This is a genomic window from Ruegeria sp. CF8, assembly GCF_056537285.1.
In genome coordinates this window covers 656,829-675,378 of sequence record NZ_JBQFRG010000002.1, presented here as the reverse complement: position 1 = coordinate 675,378, position 18,550 = coordinate 656,829, and the positions used below count along the sequence as shown (strand labels likewise).

17 protein-coding genes and 2 pseudogenes are annotated in these 18,550 nt (G+C 56.5%); 10 read left to right on the top strand and 9 right to left on the bottom strand.

The features are described 5' to 3' along the window. Window positions 1–203 precede the first annotated feature (203 nt). From ACR0EV_RS07640 to ACR0EV_RS07630, 3 genes are all read left to right on the top strand, one after another. On the top strand, window positions 204–1,859 hold the full coding sequence (locus ACR0EV_RS07640; RefSeq protein ID WP_480799541.1) for a sulfatase-like hydrolase/transferase: 1,656 nt from the start codon (window positions 204–206) through the stop codon (window positions 1,857–1,859). A gap of 71 nt (window positions 1,860–1,930) precedes the next feature. Beyond that, on the top strand, window positions 1,931–2,683 hold the full coding sequence (locus tag ACR0EV_RS07635) for a porin family protein (RefSeq protein ID WP_480799540.1): 753 nt from the start codon (window positions 1,931–1,933) through the stop codon (window positions 2,681–2,683). Between the two features lie 90 nt (window positions 2,684–2,773). Further along, window positions 2,774–3,634, top strand: coding sequence for a tyrosine-protein phosphatase (locus tag ACR0EV_RS07630; protein ID WP_480799539.1), 861 nt, complete (start codon window positions 2,774–2,776; stop codon window positions 3,632–3,634). A gap of 51 nt (window positions 3,635–3,685) precedes the next feature. On the opposite strand, the pseudogene ACR0EV_RS07625 reads toward ACR0EV_RS07630, so the two are convergent. Continuing rightward, window positions 3,686–3,820: pseudogene (locus ACR0EV_RS07625) on the bottom strand (IS6-like element ISPmar1 family transposase); the annotation flags it as partial. Between the two features lie 36 nt (window positions 3,821–3,856). Beyond that, window positions 3,857–4,017, bottom strand: a pseudogene (locus ACR0EV_RS07620) (IS6 family transposase); the annotation flags it as partial. A gap of 273 nt (window positions 4,018–4,290) precedes the next feature. On the opposite strand from ACR0EV_RS07620, the gene ACR0EV_RS07615 reads away from it, so the two are divergent. From ACR0EV_RS07615 to ACR0EV_RS07595, 5 genes are read left to right on the top strand one after another with little or no spacing between them, the layout of a single operon-like run. Beyond that, on the top strand, window positions 4,291–4,992 hold the full coding sequence (locus ACR0EV_RS07615; protein WP_480799538.1) for an SDR family oxidoreductase: 702 nt from the start codon (window positions 4,291–4,293) through the stop codon (window positions 4,990–4,992). A gap of 7 nt (window positions 4,993–4,999) precedes the next feature. After that, the gene (locus ACR0EV_RS07610; protein WP_480799537.1) at window positions 5,000–5,824 is read left to right on the top strand and encodes a pyrroline-5-carboxylate reductase; all 825 of its coding nucleotides are present in this window, start codon (window positions 5,000–5,002) and stop codon (window positions 5,822–5,824) included. Continuing rightward, the gene (locus ACR0EV_RS07605; protein ID WP_480799536.1) at window positions 5,821–6,582 is read left to right on the top strand and encodes an SDR family NAD(P)-dependent oxidoreductase; all 762 of its coding nucleotides are present in this window, start codon (window positions 5,821–5,823) and stop codon (window positions 6,580–6,582) included. The genes ACR0EV_RS07610 and ACR0EV_RS07605 overlap by 4 nt, the downstream gene beginning before the upstream one ends. Further along, entirely contained in the window at window positions 6,582–7,337 is a 756-nt protein-coding gene (locus ACR0EV_RS07600) for an SDR family NAD(P)-dependent oxidoreductase (RefSeq protein WP_480799535.1), read from the top strand. The genes ACR0EV_RS07605 and ACR0EV_RS07600 overlap by 1 nt, the downstream gene beginning before the upstream one ends. A 21-nt stretch (window positions 7,338–7,358) precedes the next feature. Then, complete coding sequence (locus tag ACR0EV_RS07595) at window positions 7,359–8,375, top strand: proline racemase family protein (RefSeq protein WP_171095402.1); 1,017 nt, start codon at window positions 7,359–7,361, stop codon at window positions 8,373–8,375. Between the two features lie 155 nt (window positions 8,376–8,530). Here the strand turns inward: ACR0EV_RS07595 and ACR0EV_RS07590 are convergent, their stop codons facing one another. The 7 genes from ACR0EV_RS07590 to ACR0EV_RS07560 form a co-directional block, all read right to left on the bottom strand. Beyond that, complete coding sequence (locus ACR0EV_RS07590; protein WP_171670887.1) at window positions 8,531–9,022, bottom strand: DUF2165 family protein; 492 nt, start codon at window positions 9,020–9,022, stop codon at window positions 8,531–8,533. Between the two features lie 52 nt (window positions 9,023–9,074). Continuing rightward, window positions 9,075–10,736 carry an ABC transporter substrate-binding protein gene (locus ACR0EV_RS07585; protein WP_480799534.1) on the bottom strand — a complete coding sequence of 554 codons (1,662 nt, stop codon included), beginning with the start codon at window positions 10,734–10,736 and terminating at the stop codon, window positions 9,075–9,077. 88 nt (window positions 10,737–10,824) lie between these two features. Continuing rightward, window positions 10,825–11,709, bottom strand: a complete 885-nt coding sequence (locus ACR0EV_RS07580; protein WP_480799533.1) for a TauD/TfdA dioxygenase family protein — start codon at window positions 11,707–11,709, stop codon at window positions 10,825–10,827. A 9-nt stretch (window positions 11,710–11,718) separates the two neighbouring features. Next, window positions 11,719–13,125 carry an FAD-binding oxidoreductase gene (locus ACR0EV_RS07575; protein WP_480799532.1) on the bottom strand — a complete coding sequence of 469 codons (1,407 nt, stop codon included), beginning with the start codon at window positions 13,123–13,125 and terminating at the stop codon, window positions 11,719–11,721. After that, window positions 13,122–14,372: an amidohydrolase family protein gene (locus tag ACR0EV_RS07570; protein WP_480799531.1), complete on the bottom strand. Its 1,251-nt coding sequence runs from the start codon at window positions 14,370–14,372 to the stop codon at window positions 13,122–13,124. Before ACR0EV_RS07570 ends, ACR0EV_RS07575 begins: the two co-directional genes overlap by 4 nt. Further along, window positions 14,369–15,163 (bottom strand): creatininase family protein, encoded by a 795-nt coding sequence (locus ACR0EV_RS07565; RefSeq protein ID WP_480799530.1) that lies wholly within the window; start codon window positions 15,161–15,163, stop codon window positions 14,369–14,371. The genes ACR0EV_RS07570 and ACR0EV_RS07565 overlap by 4 nt, the downstream gene beginning before the upstream one ends. After that, window positions 15,160–15,858 (bottom strand): glutamine amidotransferase-related protein, encoded by a 699-nt coding sequence (locus ACR0EV_RS07560; RefSeq protein ID WP_480799529.1) that lies wholly within the window; start codon window positions 15,856–15,858, stop codon window positions 15,160–15,162. Before ACR0EV_RS07560 ends, ACR0EV_RS07565 begins: the two co-directional genes overlap by 4 nt. A gap of 128 nt (window positions 15,859–15,986) precedes the next feature. On the opposite strand from ACR0EV_RS07560, the gene ACR0EV_RS07555 reads away from it, so the two are divergent. Further along, entirely contained in the window at window positions 15,987–16,376 is a 390-nt protein-coding gene (locus ACR0EV_RS07555; RefSeq protein WP_480799528.1) for a RidA family protein, read from the top strand. A gap of 208 nt (window positions 16,377–16,584) precedes the next feature. Continuing rightward, window positions 16,585–18,525 (top strand): CocE/NonD family hydrolase, encoded by a 1,941-nt coding sequence (locus ACR0EV_RS07550; RefSeq protein WP_480799585.1) that lies wholly within the window; start codon window positions 16,585–16,587, stop codon window positions 18,523–18,525. Window positions 18,526–18,550: the final 25 nt, after the last annotated feature.

Below are 18,550 nucleotides of genomic sequence, written 5' to 3'. Positions count from 1 at the left end.
TAAAGTTCCAAAGCCGCCTATGGGGCGGCCTCGCCTGCCCACCTCTGATGCTCGTTCAGAGAGGGTTGTGACCTTTCTTACCCCGCCAGAATACCAACGCCTCACGAAACTGGCGCACAAATCCGAACAATCGCTTTCAGCCCAATGTCATGACCTGATTGCTGATGCGTTGAAAGAAGCCGTTTCCAACAGGAGAACCAGAAATGAAGACTAGACTAAAACATCTAGCGTCAGCGTCTGTCATGCTAGCGTTACTGTCAGGCGCACAGGTCGCAGCCCAAAGCGAACCAATCATCCATGATGGCGAATTCAATTTCTTGCGGGCTCAATTCGGGGAACAATGGGACGCGCAGGACGCGGATATTGAGGCAAAGCTGGCCGAGCTCCGTGACGCCAATGGCGGTCAGCCGCCCAATTTTCTCTATATTCTGATTGACGACGTAAGTTTCGGTCAAATGGGAGACCGGACAATGAACTACGTCACCGGCTTTGATACGCCCAACATCAATGATTTTGCTTCACAGGGCATGTCTTTGATGCGGATGTATACCGAGCCGTCGTGCACCCCGACACGCACGGCCATGCTAACGGGCCGACACCCGGTACGCGCGGGCGTAGAGGAGGTGAAAGTTGCCCTGGTTGGCGAGGGTCTTTCTTCGGAGGAAGTCACAATCGCCGAAATCTTGAAAGAGGAAGGCTACAACACGGCGCATGTTGGCAAATGGCACCAGGGGGATATTGAGCAAGCATATCCGCACAATCAGGGTTTTGACTGGGCTGCTTTCCCTTTGCATCAACAGGTCCAACTCAGCTTGATGACACGTGATGCGATGGTTGCCAACAACATGCTTGGCTTTCATCCATCCGGCCAGTCCAATCAGTTCCTGTTGGATGAGCGCTTCAAACCTTATGGCCTCGTAACTGGCGTAGAGGCGGTCGCCGGAGGTCAGGCCCGAGAAGTGGAAATGGAGCCGGGTGAAGAATGGACGCAGGCCAAGTACGAAGAGATGAACCTTCGGTATCAGCAACAGGCCTTGGAACAGATTGAACGCCTGGCAGCCAGCGATGAGCCGTTTTTCATACAATACTGGCCGTTATATCCGCTGAATTTCGCTTACCCTGATCAGGCCGTATCGCGTAACGGCGGTTTTCATGCCGATAAACTACAAGTGCTCGACGGGTGGATTGGCGACGTTCTGGCCAAGCTGGAAGAAACCGGTAAAGCGGAGAACACAATTGTAATGATCATGGCCGACAACGGCTTGATGTATCACTACGAGGGCACATCCGGGCTGAACCAACTCATCTACCGTGGGGGTAAGACTCAACATCTGGAAGGTGGGGTGCGGACAAACGCATTCATCAGATGGCCCGGTGTTATCGAAGCGGGAAGCGCTGCGGGCGACATTGTCCACGTGTCGGATCTGTTCACGACTTTCGCCAGGATTGCGGATGCGACTGACCGGATTCCACGCGACCGCGTCATTGACGGGATCGACCAAACCGCGCTGCTTTTGGAAGGCGAAGGCAATTCCCGCCGAGACTACGTTTATGTTTATGAGGGGCCGGTACTGCGCTCGGTGGTAAAGCAGGAGTTCAAGATGCACTTGCCTGCACCCGGGCAGCCCGGAGCTGCAGCGCCAGTCTTCAACGTCTATCGTGATCCACGCGAACAACATCCCTTGGTCGGGTATTCGCTTTGGTCCGGCGCTTCTTTTCAGGACATGGTGAAGCGACATCAGAAGACTATCGAAAAATACCCCCATAATCCGCTTGGCAAGGGTGTCCCATACGAAGGGATTGAAAACCTACGACCTGAAAGTGAACTGGCTCGCGAAGTCTTCTCAAGCTGGCAATAAAAACAGGTGGGCGCAGGGATTTGAGTCGCTGCGCCAACTTCAGCGTAAAGACGATCACAAAGGCTCCGGAAATGAACGCTATTTGTTTCGCCAATTACAAGCGGCGATTGTCCGCGCTTGTTTGCGCGCTTTGGGTCGGATTTGCCCCATCTGCACGTGCAGAAAACCCAACCTGGGATTTCACCGCCTACCTTTACCTTTGGGGACCAGCCTTGAGCGGTGAAACAAGAACAGGAACCAGCATCGACATCAGTTTCAGCGAGATGTTGGACAACCAGGATTTTGGTCTGATGGGTGCGTTGGAAGCGCGGCGCGGAAAGCTCTCGGTCTTTGTTGACGGTTTGTATCTCAACTTGGGCAATGACCAAAGTACCACCGCTGGCCCCGGTATCCCGTTATCCGGAGACGTCGATGTAACAGGTACAGTGTTTACCGGTTCGGTTGGCTACGACCTGATCGCAACGCAAGAAGCGCGCTTTTCGATATTGGGCGGAATACGAAACTTAAGCCTGGAAAACACCGTCAACATTGCAGTCGCGGGGGGATCGCAACGTGTTTCAGGCAAAATCAACAACTGGGATGCCGTCATCGGGTTTCGCGGCACGCGTCAGTTCACCGACCGCTGGGGGGTTTCATACTATGCCGATATTGGCTCTGGCGACAGTGATCTGACGACCCAGGTAAGTCTGGCAGCAAACTACAGGATTAACAGCTGGGATCTTGTGTTGGGCTATCGGTATCTCGATTGGAACCTCGGAAATTCGCAGCCGATCTCGGATCTGACTTTTGACGGTCCATTCGTTGGCGCAAGGTTCGATTTTTGAAACTGGTGCAGACAGCACCTTTGTTTCACCGAACTCAAGTCTGCGCTTGGCCAAGAACGGACATAACGATCACTTAAGAGGAGCAACCAAATGACTATCATACGAATGTTGATCCTAGCCGCCGCTTTGTTAGGTGGTGGAAACCTTAACAACGCTCTGGCTTCTGAAGAGCGCGCTATCCCCATCGAAGGCGTGGCCAACACACGGGACCTTGGGGGCCTTAAGACCACAGATGGTCGAACGGTGCGCACAGGGCAACTCATTCGTTCCGGTGAAATAGATGGCATGGGCACGGACGGAATGACCCTCGTCGAGACCCTTGGCGTGACGTCCATCGTTGATCTCAGGACCACTTTGGAAGCAACGGCTCATCCAATTCACTGGCCAACTGGACAGGGACCAACACGTTACAATTTTCCCGTCATGGAAAAAGAAGCTCAAATGATTGAGGACATGCGCAACGACATTAAGTCTGGAACCGCTACTAAGGCAGGAACAGACGCGCTTTTCTTCGACGCTTTCGGGTACATTCCGACCGACTACACGACTGAACTTCGAAACCTGTTTGACGTCTTGATCAACCAGCCGGAGGATGAAGCGGTGCTTTACCATTGCTCGGGTGGGAAAGACAGAACCGGCGTTGCAACAGCCTTAATCCTAAGTGCCTTAGGTGTCACGCGAGAGGACATCGAAACAGATTTCATGATGAGCAATGTCCTTAAAGATGCCGACAACGCGTCTGTGAAGATTGCTGACCAAGTGAATGCCGAGCACGGCACCAGCATGCCCCCAGAAGCTGTTTGGCCATCCTTGGGCGTTCGAATGGAGTACTTGGACAACTTCTACAAAAGCGTGAACGAAACCTATGGCTCGGTGGACAACTACTTGCACGAGGGGCTGGGCCTGACGGACGAAGACTTGGAAAAAATGCGCAATCGGTACTTGAACTGAACGAAGCCGAGTGTGAGCTGGATGTGTCGCAAACTTTTGGAACGGCCATAGGCAGCCAAATCTCCTCAGGATCCTATTCACCTCTCGAATGCCCACCGCGTTGGCGCCACTTTTGTCGATGACAATCTTGCTCGGGATTCCAATCGAAGACAGCGCTTTGGCAAAGAACTTTGCTGCCGCTGGACGCTTCTTTGACTGCGCAAGAACTGCGACGATCGGCGCGTATTTCACAACCCACCTGTTGAGAGTAGCGTGGTTAACGTGAATACCGCGCTCTACTGTGATCTCTTCCAAATCACGATAGGACCCGTGTACCGCAGTTAGAAGTAAACAGCGTACAAAACTGTATCCTTAGGGAAAGGACGGCCCTTTAACCAGATTATGCTCGAATAACCTGTTCGAAAACTATTCGACGAGTACAAACCTCAGATCACCCAGGCTCGTCAATTCAGGCTCAATGTTTGGGACACATCCCTGTCGAATTGCTTTACCGAATCTCAAGACTAAGGAAATCAGCACGTGGACGGCCATCTGGGCCTGACCTATGCAGCGACAACCGCTAAGCTGATAGGGCAACTCATTTCGGGTGGTCGGCTCGTTCTCGACTTATAACCCTATCGAGTTTATCGATTTTGACAGTGAAACAGGAGCGGATCATGGCCGGAAAAACGTGCTTGCTTATTGGTGGTGGACGCGGGATGGGTGCCGCCACAGCGCGCGAGATGCACGCGCGGGGGTACCAATTGACACTGATGTCGCCTTCGGACTCCTGCGAGTTGCTGGCGCAGGAACTGGGCGGCGTCGCGCATCGCGGAAAGGCAGAGAATGCCGCGGACACACAGGCCGCCTTCGATCTGGCCATGGCAACATACGGACGTATAGACGCCTGCCTGATCCATGTGGGCGGCCCGCCCAAGGGCGATCTGTTGGAAATCCCCGAAGAAGACTGGGACCGCGCGCATGAGATGGTTCTGAAGCCGGTTATTCGCATGGCCAAGCTTCTGGCCCCTGTGATGGAGGCGCAGGGTGGTGGCTCAATCGTCAATATCACCACGTTTTCAGCCTTCGAACCATCGCTGACCTTCCCGACCTCAAGTGTTTATCGTGTGGGTGTATCCAGTTTCACCAAACAGTTTTCGGATCGCTACGGCCCAGCAAATATTCGCATGAACTGTTTGTTGCCGGGATTTACCGACAGTCTGGATCTGCCGCATAAATTTGCTGAAATGTCCGCGCTGGGCCGGTTGGCAAGGGCCGAAGAACAAGCGAAGGCGGCCGCCTTTCTTCTGAGCGACGACAGCAGCTATATCACCGGCCAATCTTTGCGCGTCGATGGCGGCGTCACCCGGCATATGTGAGCGGATCATGCAGGTCGAAAAACCAGCCCGACAGTTGCATCTGGGATTTGTCGGAACCGGTGTGATCACCGAAGCGGTTGTGACCGGCCTTTCGGCGACCGATCTGGAAATAGCGGCGGTTCACGTAACCGAGCGCAACCAAGAAGTGTCCACGCGTCTGGCCGCCAACAGCGCGCGGGTGCAGGTCCACCCGTCCGCTCAGGCGGTGGTTGATCGCTCTGATCTCGTGTTTCTGGCCGTCCGTCCGCAAGATGCCCGGGAAGTGCTGTCCTCGCTTACATTTTCCGAAGGACAACATGTATGCAGCCTGATCGCCACGCTGACCCATGAAGTTTTGCAAGGCTGGATTGGCACGCGCGTGCGCCTGTTTCGATCAATCCCTCTGCCATCGGTCGCCCACCATCGCGGTGTCACAGTCCTGTTTCCGCATGACCCATTGGGTGAGGATCTGTTTGGTGTCTTGGGCACGGTGGTCAGTGCCAAAACGGTAGAGGAGTTCGATGCCTTTGCCGCAGCCAGCGCGCTGATGGGCACGTATTTCGGTATTCTGGGTACAACCGCGGATTGGATGCAGTCCAATGGGATTGGGCGGGTTGACGCCCAGCGCTATCTGAGCGGCGTTTTTTCCGGGCTGGCGCACACGATGATGGAAGATCGTGACAAGCCTTATGAAACGCTGCGGGTTGAACACTCAACTCCGGCCGGGCTGAATGCGCAATTGTTCGAAGTCTTTGCAGATACCCGTGGTCCCGACGCATTAAAAGCGGGGCTCGACAGCGTTCTGCTACGGTTGTCTGATGCCCGCAAAACATCCGGTGGAGGCGTCAAATGACGCGTCATCTGCAAGATAAAACCGTTCTATTGACGGGGTCCTCAGGGTCGATTGGCCAAGCCATCGCACGCGAATTGGCGGCTGAAGGCGCGCGTGTTCTGCTGCACTATAACAGCAATGCGGCCCGTGCTGACGCTCTGGCGGCAGATCTCGGGCAAGGCGCAATTGCGCTTGCGGCCGACTTGTCTGATCCAATGGGGCCAAACGCGCTTTGGGACGCTGCCGTGGCCCAGGCTGGGCACATAGATGCGCTGATCAACAATGCCGGGATTCTGACCGCTTCATCTGTGGACGATCCTTTCGAGGCTTGGCACAGGGCCTGGCACGGTGATCTTCAGCTTAATCTGATGGCCGCCGCCGACTTGAGTCGTGCGGCGATCCGGCATTTTCGGGCGCATGGCGGCGGCCGGATCATCAATATGGCGTCACGCGCTGGGCAAGGCGGATATCGGGCCGAGGCTATGTCATACGGTGCCACCAAGGCGGCCTTGATCAACCTGACCCAAAGCATCGCGCGCGGCTTTGCGGCTGACGGGATCACCGCAGTGGCTATTGCGCCGGGCTGGGTCCGCACCGAAATGTCCGAAAGCTATGTCCGTACTCATGGAGAAGATGCCGCCCTTTCGGGTATTCCGCTGGGCCAGATGGCCGAGCCGAAAGAACTCGCCGAGCTTGTCGCTTTTGTTTTGCGGCCATCACAAGCGTCGCTCACTGGGGCAGTTCTGGACGTGAATGGTGCAAGTCAAATGAGGTCCTGATGTTGCGATTCAAGGGAAAATCAGTTGTCGTGACCGGCGGGGCAGGGGGCATCGGAGCTGCGATCTGTCAGCGCTTTGCTGATGAAGGTGCTTTGGTTTGCGTTGCCGACGCGGATCTCGCCGGGGCGGAGTCAGTCGCACAGCACGTCCGAAAGAATGGTGGCACAGCTGAAGCCTTTGGCTTTGATCTGATGGACTCCGCGGAAATTCGTGAATTTGTACAGCGCTGGACCGAAGCCGGTCGAAGAATCGACGTGCTTTGCAACAATGCCGGGTTGATGCGCCGGGGCGCGTTGATGGAGTTGTCAGCTGAAGACTGGTGTCAGTCTTTTGCGGTCAATGTCGATGCGTTGTTCCATATGTGTCAGGCGAAGATTCCAGTGATGCAGGCCCAAGGCGGTGGGGCGATCGTCAATACCGCATCGCAATGGGGCATGCATCCGGCACCGGGCCATATTGCCTATAACACCACCAAAGCTGCGGTTGTGGCCTTTACCCAGAATCTGGCTCGCGACTATGCGCCGGACAATATTCGTGTGAATGGCGTGGCCCCAGGCGAGGTTCGGACACCGATGTTGGAAAGCAATCTGGCGCGTTCGGGCCGAAGTCTTGATGACCTGAATGCGCTGGTGCCATTTGGTCGGATTGGTGAGCCCGATGAGATCGCCGCATTGGTTGCCTTCCTGGCATCGGACGAGGCGCAATATCTGTGTGGGTCGGTGGTGGAAATCACGGGTGCTCAGGCTGTGGCCTGAAGTAACGAAAAGGGAGAGACCATGCGCTGGTCCAGAACGCTGCAAACGGTCGATGTGCATTGTGCCGGTGAAATTGGCCGGGTGGTTACAGGAGGGGTGCTGGACATCCCCGGCGCAACCATGGCTGACAAGCTGGACCATCTGAACAAGGTGGATGACAGCCTGCGCCAGCTGCTTTGTTCGGAACCCCGTTCAGCCCCGGCAGGATCTTTTTGCCTGTTGGTTCCAGCTTGCGATCCGCAGGCAGATATTGGGTTCATTGTGCTGCAGCCGGATCAGGCGCACGCGATGTCAGGTTCGAACGCCATGTGCGCTGTGACGGCTCTGTTGGAAACTGGGATGATCCCGATAACCGGCCCCGAAACCGTCATCACGCTGGACACAGCGGCGGGCCTTGTACGGGCACGGGCCACATGTGAAGACGGGAAGGTAACGCGGGTTTCGCTGGATATGCCGCCCGCTTTTGTGGCCAAGAAGGACGTTGAAATTCAAACGCCCGATTGGGGAACAATCCGCTATGATCTGTGTTTCGGCGGTGTCTTCTATGCATTGGTTGATGTGGATCAGGTCGGGTTGTCGATTACGCCGGACAACGCCCGCGCGCTTGCAACGCAGGGCGTTGCCCTGCGCAATTTGATTGCCGAAATCGAGGACGCTCCGCACCCGACCACGTCGGCCCTGAACGGTTTGGCCTATGTCATGTTCCGGTCGACAGACCCGGACGGTGCGGTGCGAACCTGCACAACACTGCGTCCGGGCCGCGCGGACAGATCGCCTTGTGGCACCGGATCGAATGCCAACATGGCGGTGCGCCACGCAACGGGGTTGGCCTTGCCCGGCGACAGGGTCGTGTCACGTTCGATTATCGGCGGAGAGTTCACAACCGAGCTGTTGAGCCTCACCAAAGTGGGGCCCTATCAAGCCACCCAAAACCGTGTTTCCGGGCAATGTTGGATCTATGGGATCAGCCAGATCGGATTGGATCCAAGCGACCCGTTTCCAAATGGTTTCAGACTGTCAGACACCTGGGGTGGTTAGCGATTGAGGCCGCTTAAACAGCGTGTCCAGATTTCAGCCCTGCACGATCATGACCGCGCATTTTGCATGGCGTACAACCTTGGCAGCGTTTGGACCCAGCGGATAGTCGCGACATTAGTGGCAATTGGCTTGCGGGTGAAACCAAGTGTGACGATTCAAAAGACAATCAAGAGCACTATCGTTGCCAGACCCCATAGCGTCATCTGGTAGTGCGTATTCTGCGCGCCTTCGTGGCAAAACCAATAACAGAACCAGTTTCCTACGATCAAAAAGCCAGCCCAGGTGGCGGTGAACAACAAAACCCCCAGCACCCCGATTGCTCTGGCGTTGGCTGGTTCAATCACACCTATGGTGGCGAGGATCAGAGAAGCGACTCCGATCCAAAGCGTAAGCGTCGCGAGGCCCTCCCAGCAAACAATCAGTTTGAACAGAATCTTTTGAATAGCGGGGTTTTCGATGCTGCGATGGGCGACGACCTCATACGCCTCGGGGTACTCTTCTTGCATCCGCTCCATGCTGAGCACTTGCGCAGTGAACGTTTCGTTGAGGTCCGGATGCAAGACGTTCTCGACGAACCCAGTGCTCAACCAAGCCGCAAGGAAAAAGACAGCCGCGGATTGCGCAACAAGGACCATTGTTTCTAACAAAGTAACCTACTCCGCCAATGTGACGGGGTGGTCTGTGCCACCCCGTCGCGTTTTAGCTCCAGTACATTTGGGCCGGGCGTATTTCCAAGGAAATATGTTGCGCTGCCCCGCCAAGCCCTTCGCGCGTGTGGTTATAAAGCGACCGCCAATACGGTTGGATCGTGACACCGTCTTCGCGGACAATCTGTTCGCCCTGCGCCATCAGTTCGCGACGTTTCTCAACGTCTGGCGTCGCAAGCGCTTGTTCGAGGATTGCGTCGAAGTCCGGATTGGCCCAGCCGAACTCGTTCCATGGCTCACCTGACCGATAGGCCAGCGCCCAGATTTGGACGCCCAGCGGACGGTGGTTCCAGTTGGTTGAGCTGAACGGGTACTTTGCCCAGTCATTCCAGAACGTCGATCCCGGCAGAACCGTGCGCTTGACCTTGATACCGGCGTCTCTGAGTTGAGCAGCAACGGCGTCCGTGGTGTCTTTGCGCCACGCATCGTCGATTGATAGAAGCTCGTGCTCATAATCTTCCATCCCGGCTTCTTTGATCAATTCAAGTGCTTGGGCGGGATCATAGGTTGGCATACCGATATCGGCATATTCCGGATGCGCCGGGCCGACATGGTGGTTGGCGGCAACAGCCCCTCTTCCGCCATACCCAAGTTCGAGCAGAACGGCGTTATCCACTGCCATTGAAAGGGCCTGACGGACACGTTTGTCGGCATAAGGCTGCACGCCGTCAACTTCGGCCTGTTGGTTGGGGCGGATGACGATGGTCGCCATGGTGACGACCTCGTTTTCAACCCAGCCGTCCAGCCCGGTCAGGATGTCAATGAACTCGCCTTCCGAGATATAGACCATGTCGATCTCGCCGGCATCCGCCGCCGCAAGGTGGGCCGATGGGTCGGTTCCGAAGTCGATGAACTCGATGCGGTCGAGCCAGGCGCCGTTGCCGGCATTCCACCAGGTGTGGTCGTCATTGCGGACCAGAACGCCTTTTACGCCAACCTCAAGGCTTTCCGGCAGGTAGGCACCGGTACCAATCGGGTTACCCAGCATATTTTCTGCGTCATGAGACGCATGCACGATGGCCGCTGGATAATCCGCCATGCCCGCGATCAGCGAAATGTCCGGGCGCGGCAGGTTCAGCTGAACCGTGTGACTGTCGACAACTTCGATGGCACCTTCCAGCGCGCGCTCTGTTTCTGGATCGACCAGAACTGAGAAGCGCCCGGCCATGGAGTTACCTTCCACCGACTTGTCGCACCAACCGGCGATGTTGCGCGCCACATCGTCGGCGGTAAACTCGTCGCCATTATTCCAGGTCACGCCTTTTCGAACGTTCAGAGTATAGGTTCGCGCGTCATCCGAAATCTCCCAACTCTCCAGCAGCGCGGGCGAAAAGGTTCCGTCGTTTTCGTATGCGACAAGGTTTTCTAACCAGCCTTTGGCAAAATTCGCGATTTCGTTCCAGTCAAATGTACGCGGGTCCTTCAGGCCGCGTACATCCATCTGAATACGCACCGTGCCGCCTTGTTTTGGTTCAGTAGCAGCCTGGGCAGGCGCGGGCAGACCCAGCATCGCATAAGCTGTGGCCGCTGTTGCCCCGAATGAACTGGCGATGGCCAGAAATTCACGGCGGTTCACCGCATCGTTGCCAACCTTCCTGGCCTGATCGGTGATCACGTTAGGCAGTGGTTTCCCTGTACGGGTTCTGAAAGTCATGTGTTTTCCTCTCTGTTGGTCGTGAGGTGGACCCCTCGGTGTGGGTGGCGTGGTTTCGCCATGTGGTGCCCGGCCGGGTTGCCGGGTTCTAATGTGATCTGCGCATGGTTTGGATTGCGTCGGCTTCCGTGACGGTCGAGCAGATGCTCGACAACACACGTGGCTGTTCGTAGGGCCAGGGTGTGCCGCGATGGAGCACCGCGCGCTGATCCCAGAGCAGAACATCGCCGACCTGCCAGTTGTGGGAATAGACAAACTGCGGTTGGGTGCAGAAGTCGATGAGTTCCTCGATGATCGCTTGACCTTCGGCTTCGTCGTAGCCATCCAGTTTGAAGGCGTGTGACGCAATATAAAGCGCCTCGCGCCCGTTGACCGGATTACGCCACAGCGCGTTCCAATGCTGGTCCGGCCATTTGTTGAACATTGGCAATTCGGCAAGTTCGGGCGAGATTTTGCGGCGCGAATGGCTGTAGCGATGCCAGATGCCGCGTCCGCGCACCTTTGCCTTTAGGTCTTCGGGCATGTTCGCCCAAGCTGCGCGGGTGCTGGCCAGTTCCGTGGCACCGCCCTCGGTCGTGGCGACGCGGCTGATCAGGATGTTGGTCAGCGCCGGTGTAGGAAGAAACGTGCTGTCGGAATGCCACAGAAAATTCGATTTCAGGTTCAGCGTGTGCAGGTCCATTTCTTCGGTGATCGAACCGTCGTCCCGCACGTTGGAAACGGTTGGAACCTCGAACTTTTCGCCCTTTTTGCGTTCGTCAGCTTTGCGATCCTCGATGGGGCCGAACAGCTCTGCCAGTTGCTTGTGCTGGGCGTCCGAGATGTCCTGACCGCGAAACAAAAGGGCCGAATGCTCTTCGAATAGGGCGCGTACTTGCCCGAACAACCGACTGTCGGTTGCGTCAGTCAGATCGATCCCGGTCACTTCAACTCCGAAATGCGGGTTCAGGGGGCGTGTTTCAAATGCGGACATGGCGACCTCTTACACGGTTGCTTTGGCTTCGATTTCTTCGGGTGGCAGATCCTTGACCAAATCCCAGGCGCGGGACTTGCCGGGGTTCAGCAAACCCTTTGGGTCCAGTCGTTTTTTCCAGGCGAGGTGCAGATAGTCAGCGGTTTTCAAACCACCGCTTTCCACATGGAAACTGTGGGCGTCAAACACGCCGTGCCCGTGCTCTTCGTAAATTCGACCGATCTCTCGCAGGCGATCTTCGGTGGAGTACCAGATGATTGGCAGATCAAAGGCGACGACCTCGCCGTTCAGCAACGAGAATTCGTGATGCTGCCAGACATCGTCACCCAAGGCTGCACCAACCTTTGCAACCGCGCCCGCGTCGGATGCATCCGGTACGCCGATTTGTTGGTAGGTCGCTGACCGGTCCGCTTTCAGAACCTGCAGAGTGGTGTGGTTATAGGCAAATTCGAACACATGGGGCAGTGATGCTGCTTTCCGGTCATCTTCGGTTAATTCCAGATCAAGGTTCCCTCCCTGATCGGCGATGAGATCGCGAAACCGAGCCATATCGGTCGCAGGTACAAGCGAAACAAGAAGGTGCTTGTCGGGCCGGACATGGCCTTTCAGTCGGGGGAAATACTCCACGATCCGAGCGTCGACAGTGCTGGCCAGCTTACATCCGATCTGATCGTCGGTCGCAACCGCGTACCCGGCAGCGTAGCAGTCTTGGTAGCTGTCGAACGTCGCCATGCACCCGATCCAATCAGGATGGGGAACCGTGCGCAGCGTCACTTCGGTAATGACCCCGTTCAAGCCCCAAGCATGATGTATTTGCAGAACGTCCTGACCTTCGAACACATATTCCTGGGGGTTTTCTTCAACGGACAAGGCCTTGAGCTGCAGGATGTTGCCGGGCTCTCTGAGAACACCGTTAGCTATTGAGCCAATGCCCGCAGACCCGCCCGCGACAAACCCACCGATCGTCGCGATATCTTGTGTCGACGGGAACATCGCCATCTCCCACCCCTTTGCCATCAGCGCTGCATTGACATCCGCCATCAGCGCGCCCGCCTCGGCACGGACAAAGCCGTCTCCGATTTCCAAAATTCGGTTCATCCGGGTGGTTTCGATGATCAGACCACCGTGCAGGGGCACGGCCTGTCCGTAATTGCCGGTCCCGCCACCGCGCAGCACGACAGGAGCATCTGCGTCATGCGCGGTTTTCAGGCAATGAGCCATCTCTTCAACAGTTTTCGGCAGGGCGACCAGATCGCCAAAACTGCGTTTGAGCTGTTGGTTCAGGATCGGGCTGTACCAGAAGAAATCGCGCGACCGTTTCTTGACCAGAACGGGTTCGTCGATCACTTCAACAGGCGCGAGGCGTTCGGCAAACGCGGCCCAGTCCAGATCGCTTTTTCCGGAAATTGACGTCATGCAATCTCTCCTGTCAGAGCGTGCTTCAAGGGTTTGGGCGCGGATGTCCCGGTCAGCCAGTCCGAGGTTGATGCGGCATCAAAGATCAGCAGGTCTTCGACGGCTGCCCCATCCACGGTGTTTGGTGACAGACCCAGCGCCTTTTGCGCGTTCGTCGTGATCATAGGAAGCAAATCACCAAATGGCGGGTCCAGATGCGCTGTCAGCGCTGCCAGTTCCAGACTCTTGCGTGGGTCGTGGCGGCCCAGCGGACAGAAGGCATCACGCACGTTGTCGGTGCCCACCACGACGGGAACGCCTGCGGTCTGCAACTCGGCTATCCGGGTTATGCCGCGCCTGTCGGGGGTCCCCTGTGCCCGTCCTTGCAGATACAGGTTCGAAGTCGGCAGGCTGGCGATTGTCAAACCCGCGCGCGCCGTTTTGTCCAGCAGCGCTTGCAAAGGCGTGTCGGCCAAATTCATCAGGCTGCACGCGTGACCGCACAGCACAGGGCCCTGAAACCCGGTTTCGATGAGCGTGTCGGCTATGATCTCCAGCCCGTCCAGCCCTTGGTGCAACCCTTCATCAACGTGAAAATCCAATGCGAGGCCATGTTTTTCAGCCAGCTGAACTGCAACTTGTATCGCGGCGTGTCGATCCGGTTGGTTCAATACGAACAGGCCGAGTACCCCATTGCCACGGGCGATCTCGCGCCCTATCGCATTTGCCGTTGCCGGGTCGGCCAAATCGGTTGTGTTCAATAGCGCGGCGACTTGTAGGTGGACCGTATCCTGATAATCCAACGCGAGCTCTTGCAGCACGGACCACGCCAACGGGGGGGAAGTACTCTCTGGATCAGCGGCCCAGTCGAAATGACTTCGAACGATGCCGCACCCCGAGGACATCAACTCTTGCAGCCCCCGTTCGGCCCGCTGGCGCAGGTCGTCTTCCGTCCAAAACATACGGTCGCGGCGTTGGGCGTCCATGGCGGCAATTAGATCTCCGCCAACCTGGCCCATTCTTGAGATCGTGTGGCATTTATCCAGATGCACATGGCATTCGGTCAGGCGCGGGGTGACCAGGCCCGAAACTTCGGCCTGTCGGACACAGGGCTGCAGAGCGACGGCATGCCCGTTGCGGATAACCAAATCACCATTCACACAGTCCGAAACTGGAATGCCGCCGAACTCTATTGCGTTGGCGATCATCGAGGACGGCACCAGAACATTTTCCACGGTCAGAAGATCAGAAGAGGGTAGCACATTCATGTCACGCCACTCCGGTGATCGAACCGGGCGAACTCGGCCAGAAACTGCGCGAAATTGTCGGCGGCTGTATCCAAGAGGCGTTCACCCTTTTCCACCGTCGCGGCAGAGGCATCCCCACAAGCACCGTCCAAGTGCAAGTCATCGATGATCCAGCCTGGCCGTGCGGTTTGCCCCGTCAGACCAATATGGTGAAACTGTTTTTCCCAATCCCGGATGGCGGGAACAAAGTTCCGCGCGCGGCTCATATCCACCAGATGCGGTTTTGCCGCCAGCATTGAAGAGGTCTCGGACTCTCCGGCATGCAGGTCAACTGACGCAGAAGTCGGATCAACTACGTCCTCCCACTCGGAAAAACCGAACCACGAGCATGTAACAACGATTATCTCGTGCGCGATCCGCAAATCGCGCGCTGCAATCTCTAAAAGGGCTGTGTTACCCCCATGGCCGTTGAACAGAACAAGCCGCTGCACACCTGCCCGCGCGACCGAGGCTCCGATGTCGCGCAACACCGCCAGCAGAGTATCCGCAGACAGGCTTAGGGTACCGGGATGACGATCATGTTCGCCGCTTTTGGTGATAGTCAAACCCGGCAGGATCAGCACGTTCTGCTCGGCATGCAGCCGAGGCAAAGTACGCTCGACCACAGCGGCCACCAGGTCACTGTCAACAGATACCGGCAGATGGGGCCCGTGTTGTTCTGTGGCTCCGATTGGCAGGACGGCAACCAGATCATCTGGCACGTTGCGAAAATCCGGCGCCTTGTGATCGGCCCAATAGCCTTGAATGCTCATGCGGCCCTCCCGAACAGGCGGCCCAGGAATCCGTGAAACCAGACGGCGAGCGCAGGATCGTGCTGCTTCATCAACCGGGTCTGTTCTTCGCGACTTTGCACGCCGGGGCGACCGTAAATGTTCCACTTGGCCTCTTGCCATCGCTGGAATCCAGCCACCGTAACCTCGGGATGGAACTGCAGACCAAACACCTTATCCCCGTACCGAAAAGCTTGGTTTGCGTAGTTGTCGTTGCCGGCAAGTCGGGTTGCGCCTTCCGGCAAATCGAACGTGTGAAAATGCGCCTGCGTTACCCACATGGGTCCGGACATGAAGCCGGGTTCAGAAGGTTCCGGCTCGATCTTATAGTACCCGAACTCAAAATATTCGGATTCGGGTGCTCCGGCCCACGCGCCAAGATGATAGGCAATCTGCTGCGCGCCCTGACAGATTCCGAGCATTGGAACATCGGCATTCAGGCATGCCCCGATCCAACGATATTCTTCGTTTAGAAAGTGGTGCGTGTCGGTTTCGTAGACGTTGAAGTTTCCACCGTAGATGACCGTACCGGCCAATTCCTCATCCGGCTCGCCCAGCAGGTCGCCATCAAAGGGTTTGCGGCTATCGATTTCAAAGCCTTCCTGGCCAAGCCAGGTGACAATTCGATCATCGGCGGGTTCATTCCCATGGCGCACCAAAAGAACACGTTTGCCCATATCGCCCTCTTTGAAAGACGGTGGATTTACGTGGCCCTTGGAATATCCGTGCCAGAGAATGACGTTAAGACTTGCAAAGATCGTTCAAACTCGCAAGCATAATTTATCAGCGAAAAAGAGTGTGGGAAATGAAAGCGTTAAGCCCATCAGACATGCCGCAACCGTTCGCGCGCTATGCACATGGTGTCGAAATTCCCGGCGACTGGAGATTGGTGCAAACGTCGGGGCAATTGGGGATTCGCATGGATGGAAGCACCCCCGAAGACGCATATGACCAAGCTATTGTCTGTTTTCAAAACGTCGAAAAAATTCTGCGGTCAGCGGGTATGGGTGCAGGTGATGTCGCGCATATCAAAGCTTTTGTAACTAACCGATCGCATATGTCAGGCTACATGCGCGCCCGTGATGAATTTATTGCTTCGACCAGCCGCTTGCCAAGCTCGACGCTGTTGATAGTCAGCGGTTTTACGAGGCCGGAGTTTAAGGTCGAAGTTGAGGTGCTTGCCGCCGCCCCATAGGGGTGGTGTTAAATTCAGTGGCGTCATTAACCCTGCCGACAAACGGGCCAGTGAAGATCTGCACTTTCTGTTTCAAATGTCTTTTTTGGGCTTCGGTGTCGCTGATGTCGTTAAGTGCGGCAGCCAAAGGAGTTAGGGTGCCTGAGAATCGCTGAGGGAATACTTCGTGACAAATGATCATAGCGTAATTGAAAACGTCTTCATCCCAATGGCGGACGGTCGCAATCTGGCCGCCCGGATCTGGTTGCCGGCAAGCGGCCCCAGTCCGGCCATTCTGGAATACCTGCCGTATCGCAAACGCGATGGCACGGCACCTCGGGATGAATCTACTCACCCCGTGTTTGCCCGCGAGGGCTATGCGTGTGTCCGGGTGGATATCACGGGTACCGGCGACAGCGACGGGCAGTTCGATGACGAGTATTCCGAGCAGGAGCTGAGCGACGGCGAGGCGGTTTTGGCGTGGATTGCAGCGCAGGATTGGTGTGACGGCAATATTGGTATGATCGGGATTTCCTGGGGTGGTTTTAACGGGCTGCAATTGGCGTACCGCCAGCCTGAGGCGCTCAAGGCCGTGGTTTCCGTTGCTTCGACTGTGGATCGTTATGCTGATGACATCCATTTTATGGGCGGCTGTCTGCTGAGCGACAATGCAAATTGGGCCAGTCAGATGTTTGCCTATCTGTCGCGACCGGCGGACCCGGACTTGCGTGAGGATTGGCGTGAGGATTGGCTGAACCGGATGGAAACGCTGCCCTTTTCCGCAGTGGATTGGTTGCGGCATCCCACGCGTGATGCGTTTTGGAAACACGGATCCGTGTGCGAGGACTGGGATGCAATCAAAGTTCCGGTTCTGGCCATGACGGGCTGGGCTGATGCCTATGTCAACGCGCCTTCCGCGCTGGCGACCCATTTGAAAGTCCCGGCCAAAGCGATGGTTGGCCCTTGGGAGCATCGCTATCCACACATCTCAAAACTTGCGCCATCCGATTTCCATTCGGAGGTGATTACGTGGTTTGATCGCTGGCTCAAAGGGCGGCAAAACGGGGCTGAGGATCTACCAGATTATCGTACTTTCATGCAGGAACACTTCCAACCGACCAAACAGAATGGCCCACGCAAAGGGCGCTGGATTGCCGAACAGAAATGGCCGTCGGACAATGTGAAAGATCGGGTTCTGCACCTGACGCAGGACGGGTTTGGTGCTGGACCTACCAAAGGCACAGTCACCGTAAGCAGCCCGGCCAGTGTTGGAGCGACCAGCGGTTATTTCTGCCCGGGCATGCGCTTTGACAATGAGCTGTGCGGTGATCAGGCCCCCGATGATGTGCTGTCGCAATGCTTTGACACTGCCGTGCTGGATGAACCGCTAGAGATTTTGGGACGGGCGCGGCTGCGCTTTGCATTCAGCGTCGATAAACCGGTCGCGCAATTGATGGCGCGGCTTTGTGATGTTTCTCCCGAAGGGATGTCCCAGCGTATCAGCTACCGGCCGCTCAATCTTTGCCACTATGCCAGTCATGAAGCGCCCGAAACCCTTGTGCCGGGACAGGTTTATGAGGCGGAAATCCTGCTCAATGAATGCGCCCATCATTTGCACGCAGGGCACCGGTTGCGGCTGGCGCTATCGACCAGCTATTGGCCCGTTGTCTGGCCCGCACCGGAACAGGCCAAGGTTACGCTCCATCTGGACCGCAGCGCTCTGCAACTGCCCGTGCGCGAGGTCGAGGTGGAAATCGAACCGCAGAACCCGGGTCCGGCACGGGATTTTCCTGTACTGGAAACAGAGGTGCTGCGCGCGCCGTCCGGGCGATCCGATCAGCATGTGCTGGACGATGGGACCCTCGTTTTGGACACGTTCGACGACTATGGTAAAGCGCGCGATCCTTATCACGGACTGGTCGTTGGCAGCCATGTCGCCATGCATTACAGCATCCACCCCGACGACCCTGCGTCCGCCCGTTTCAACAGCCAATGGCTTTTCACCTTCGAAAGGGGCGACTGGAACGTGGAGATTGAGACCGAGAGTTCCATGCATTGTGATGCGCAGAATTTCTACCTGACACGAAAACTGCGGGCTACCGAAGGCGCAGAGGGTGCCGAAGTCATGGTCAAAGAGTGGACGGAAAGCGTCCCGCGCGGATTTCACTGACAGCTTCAAGACTGCGAGCATCAAC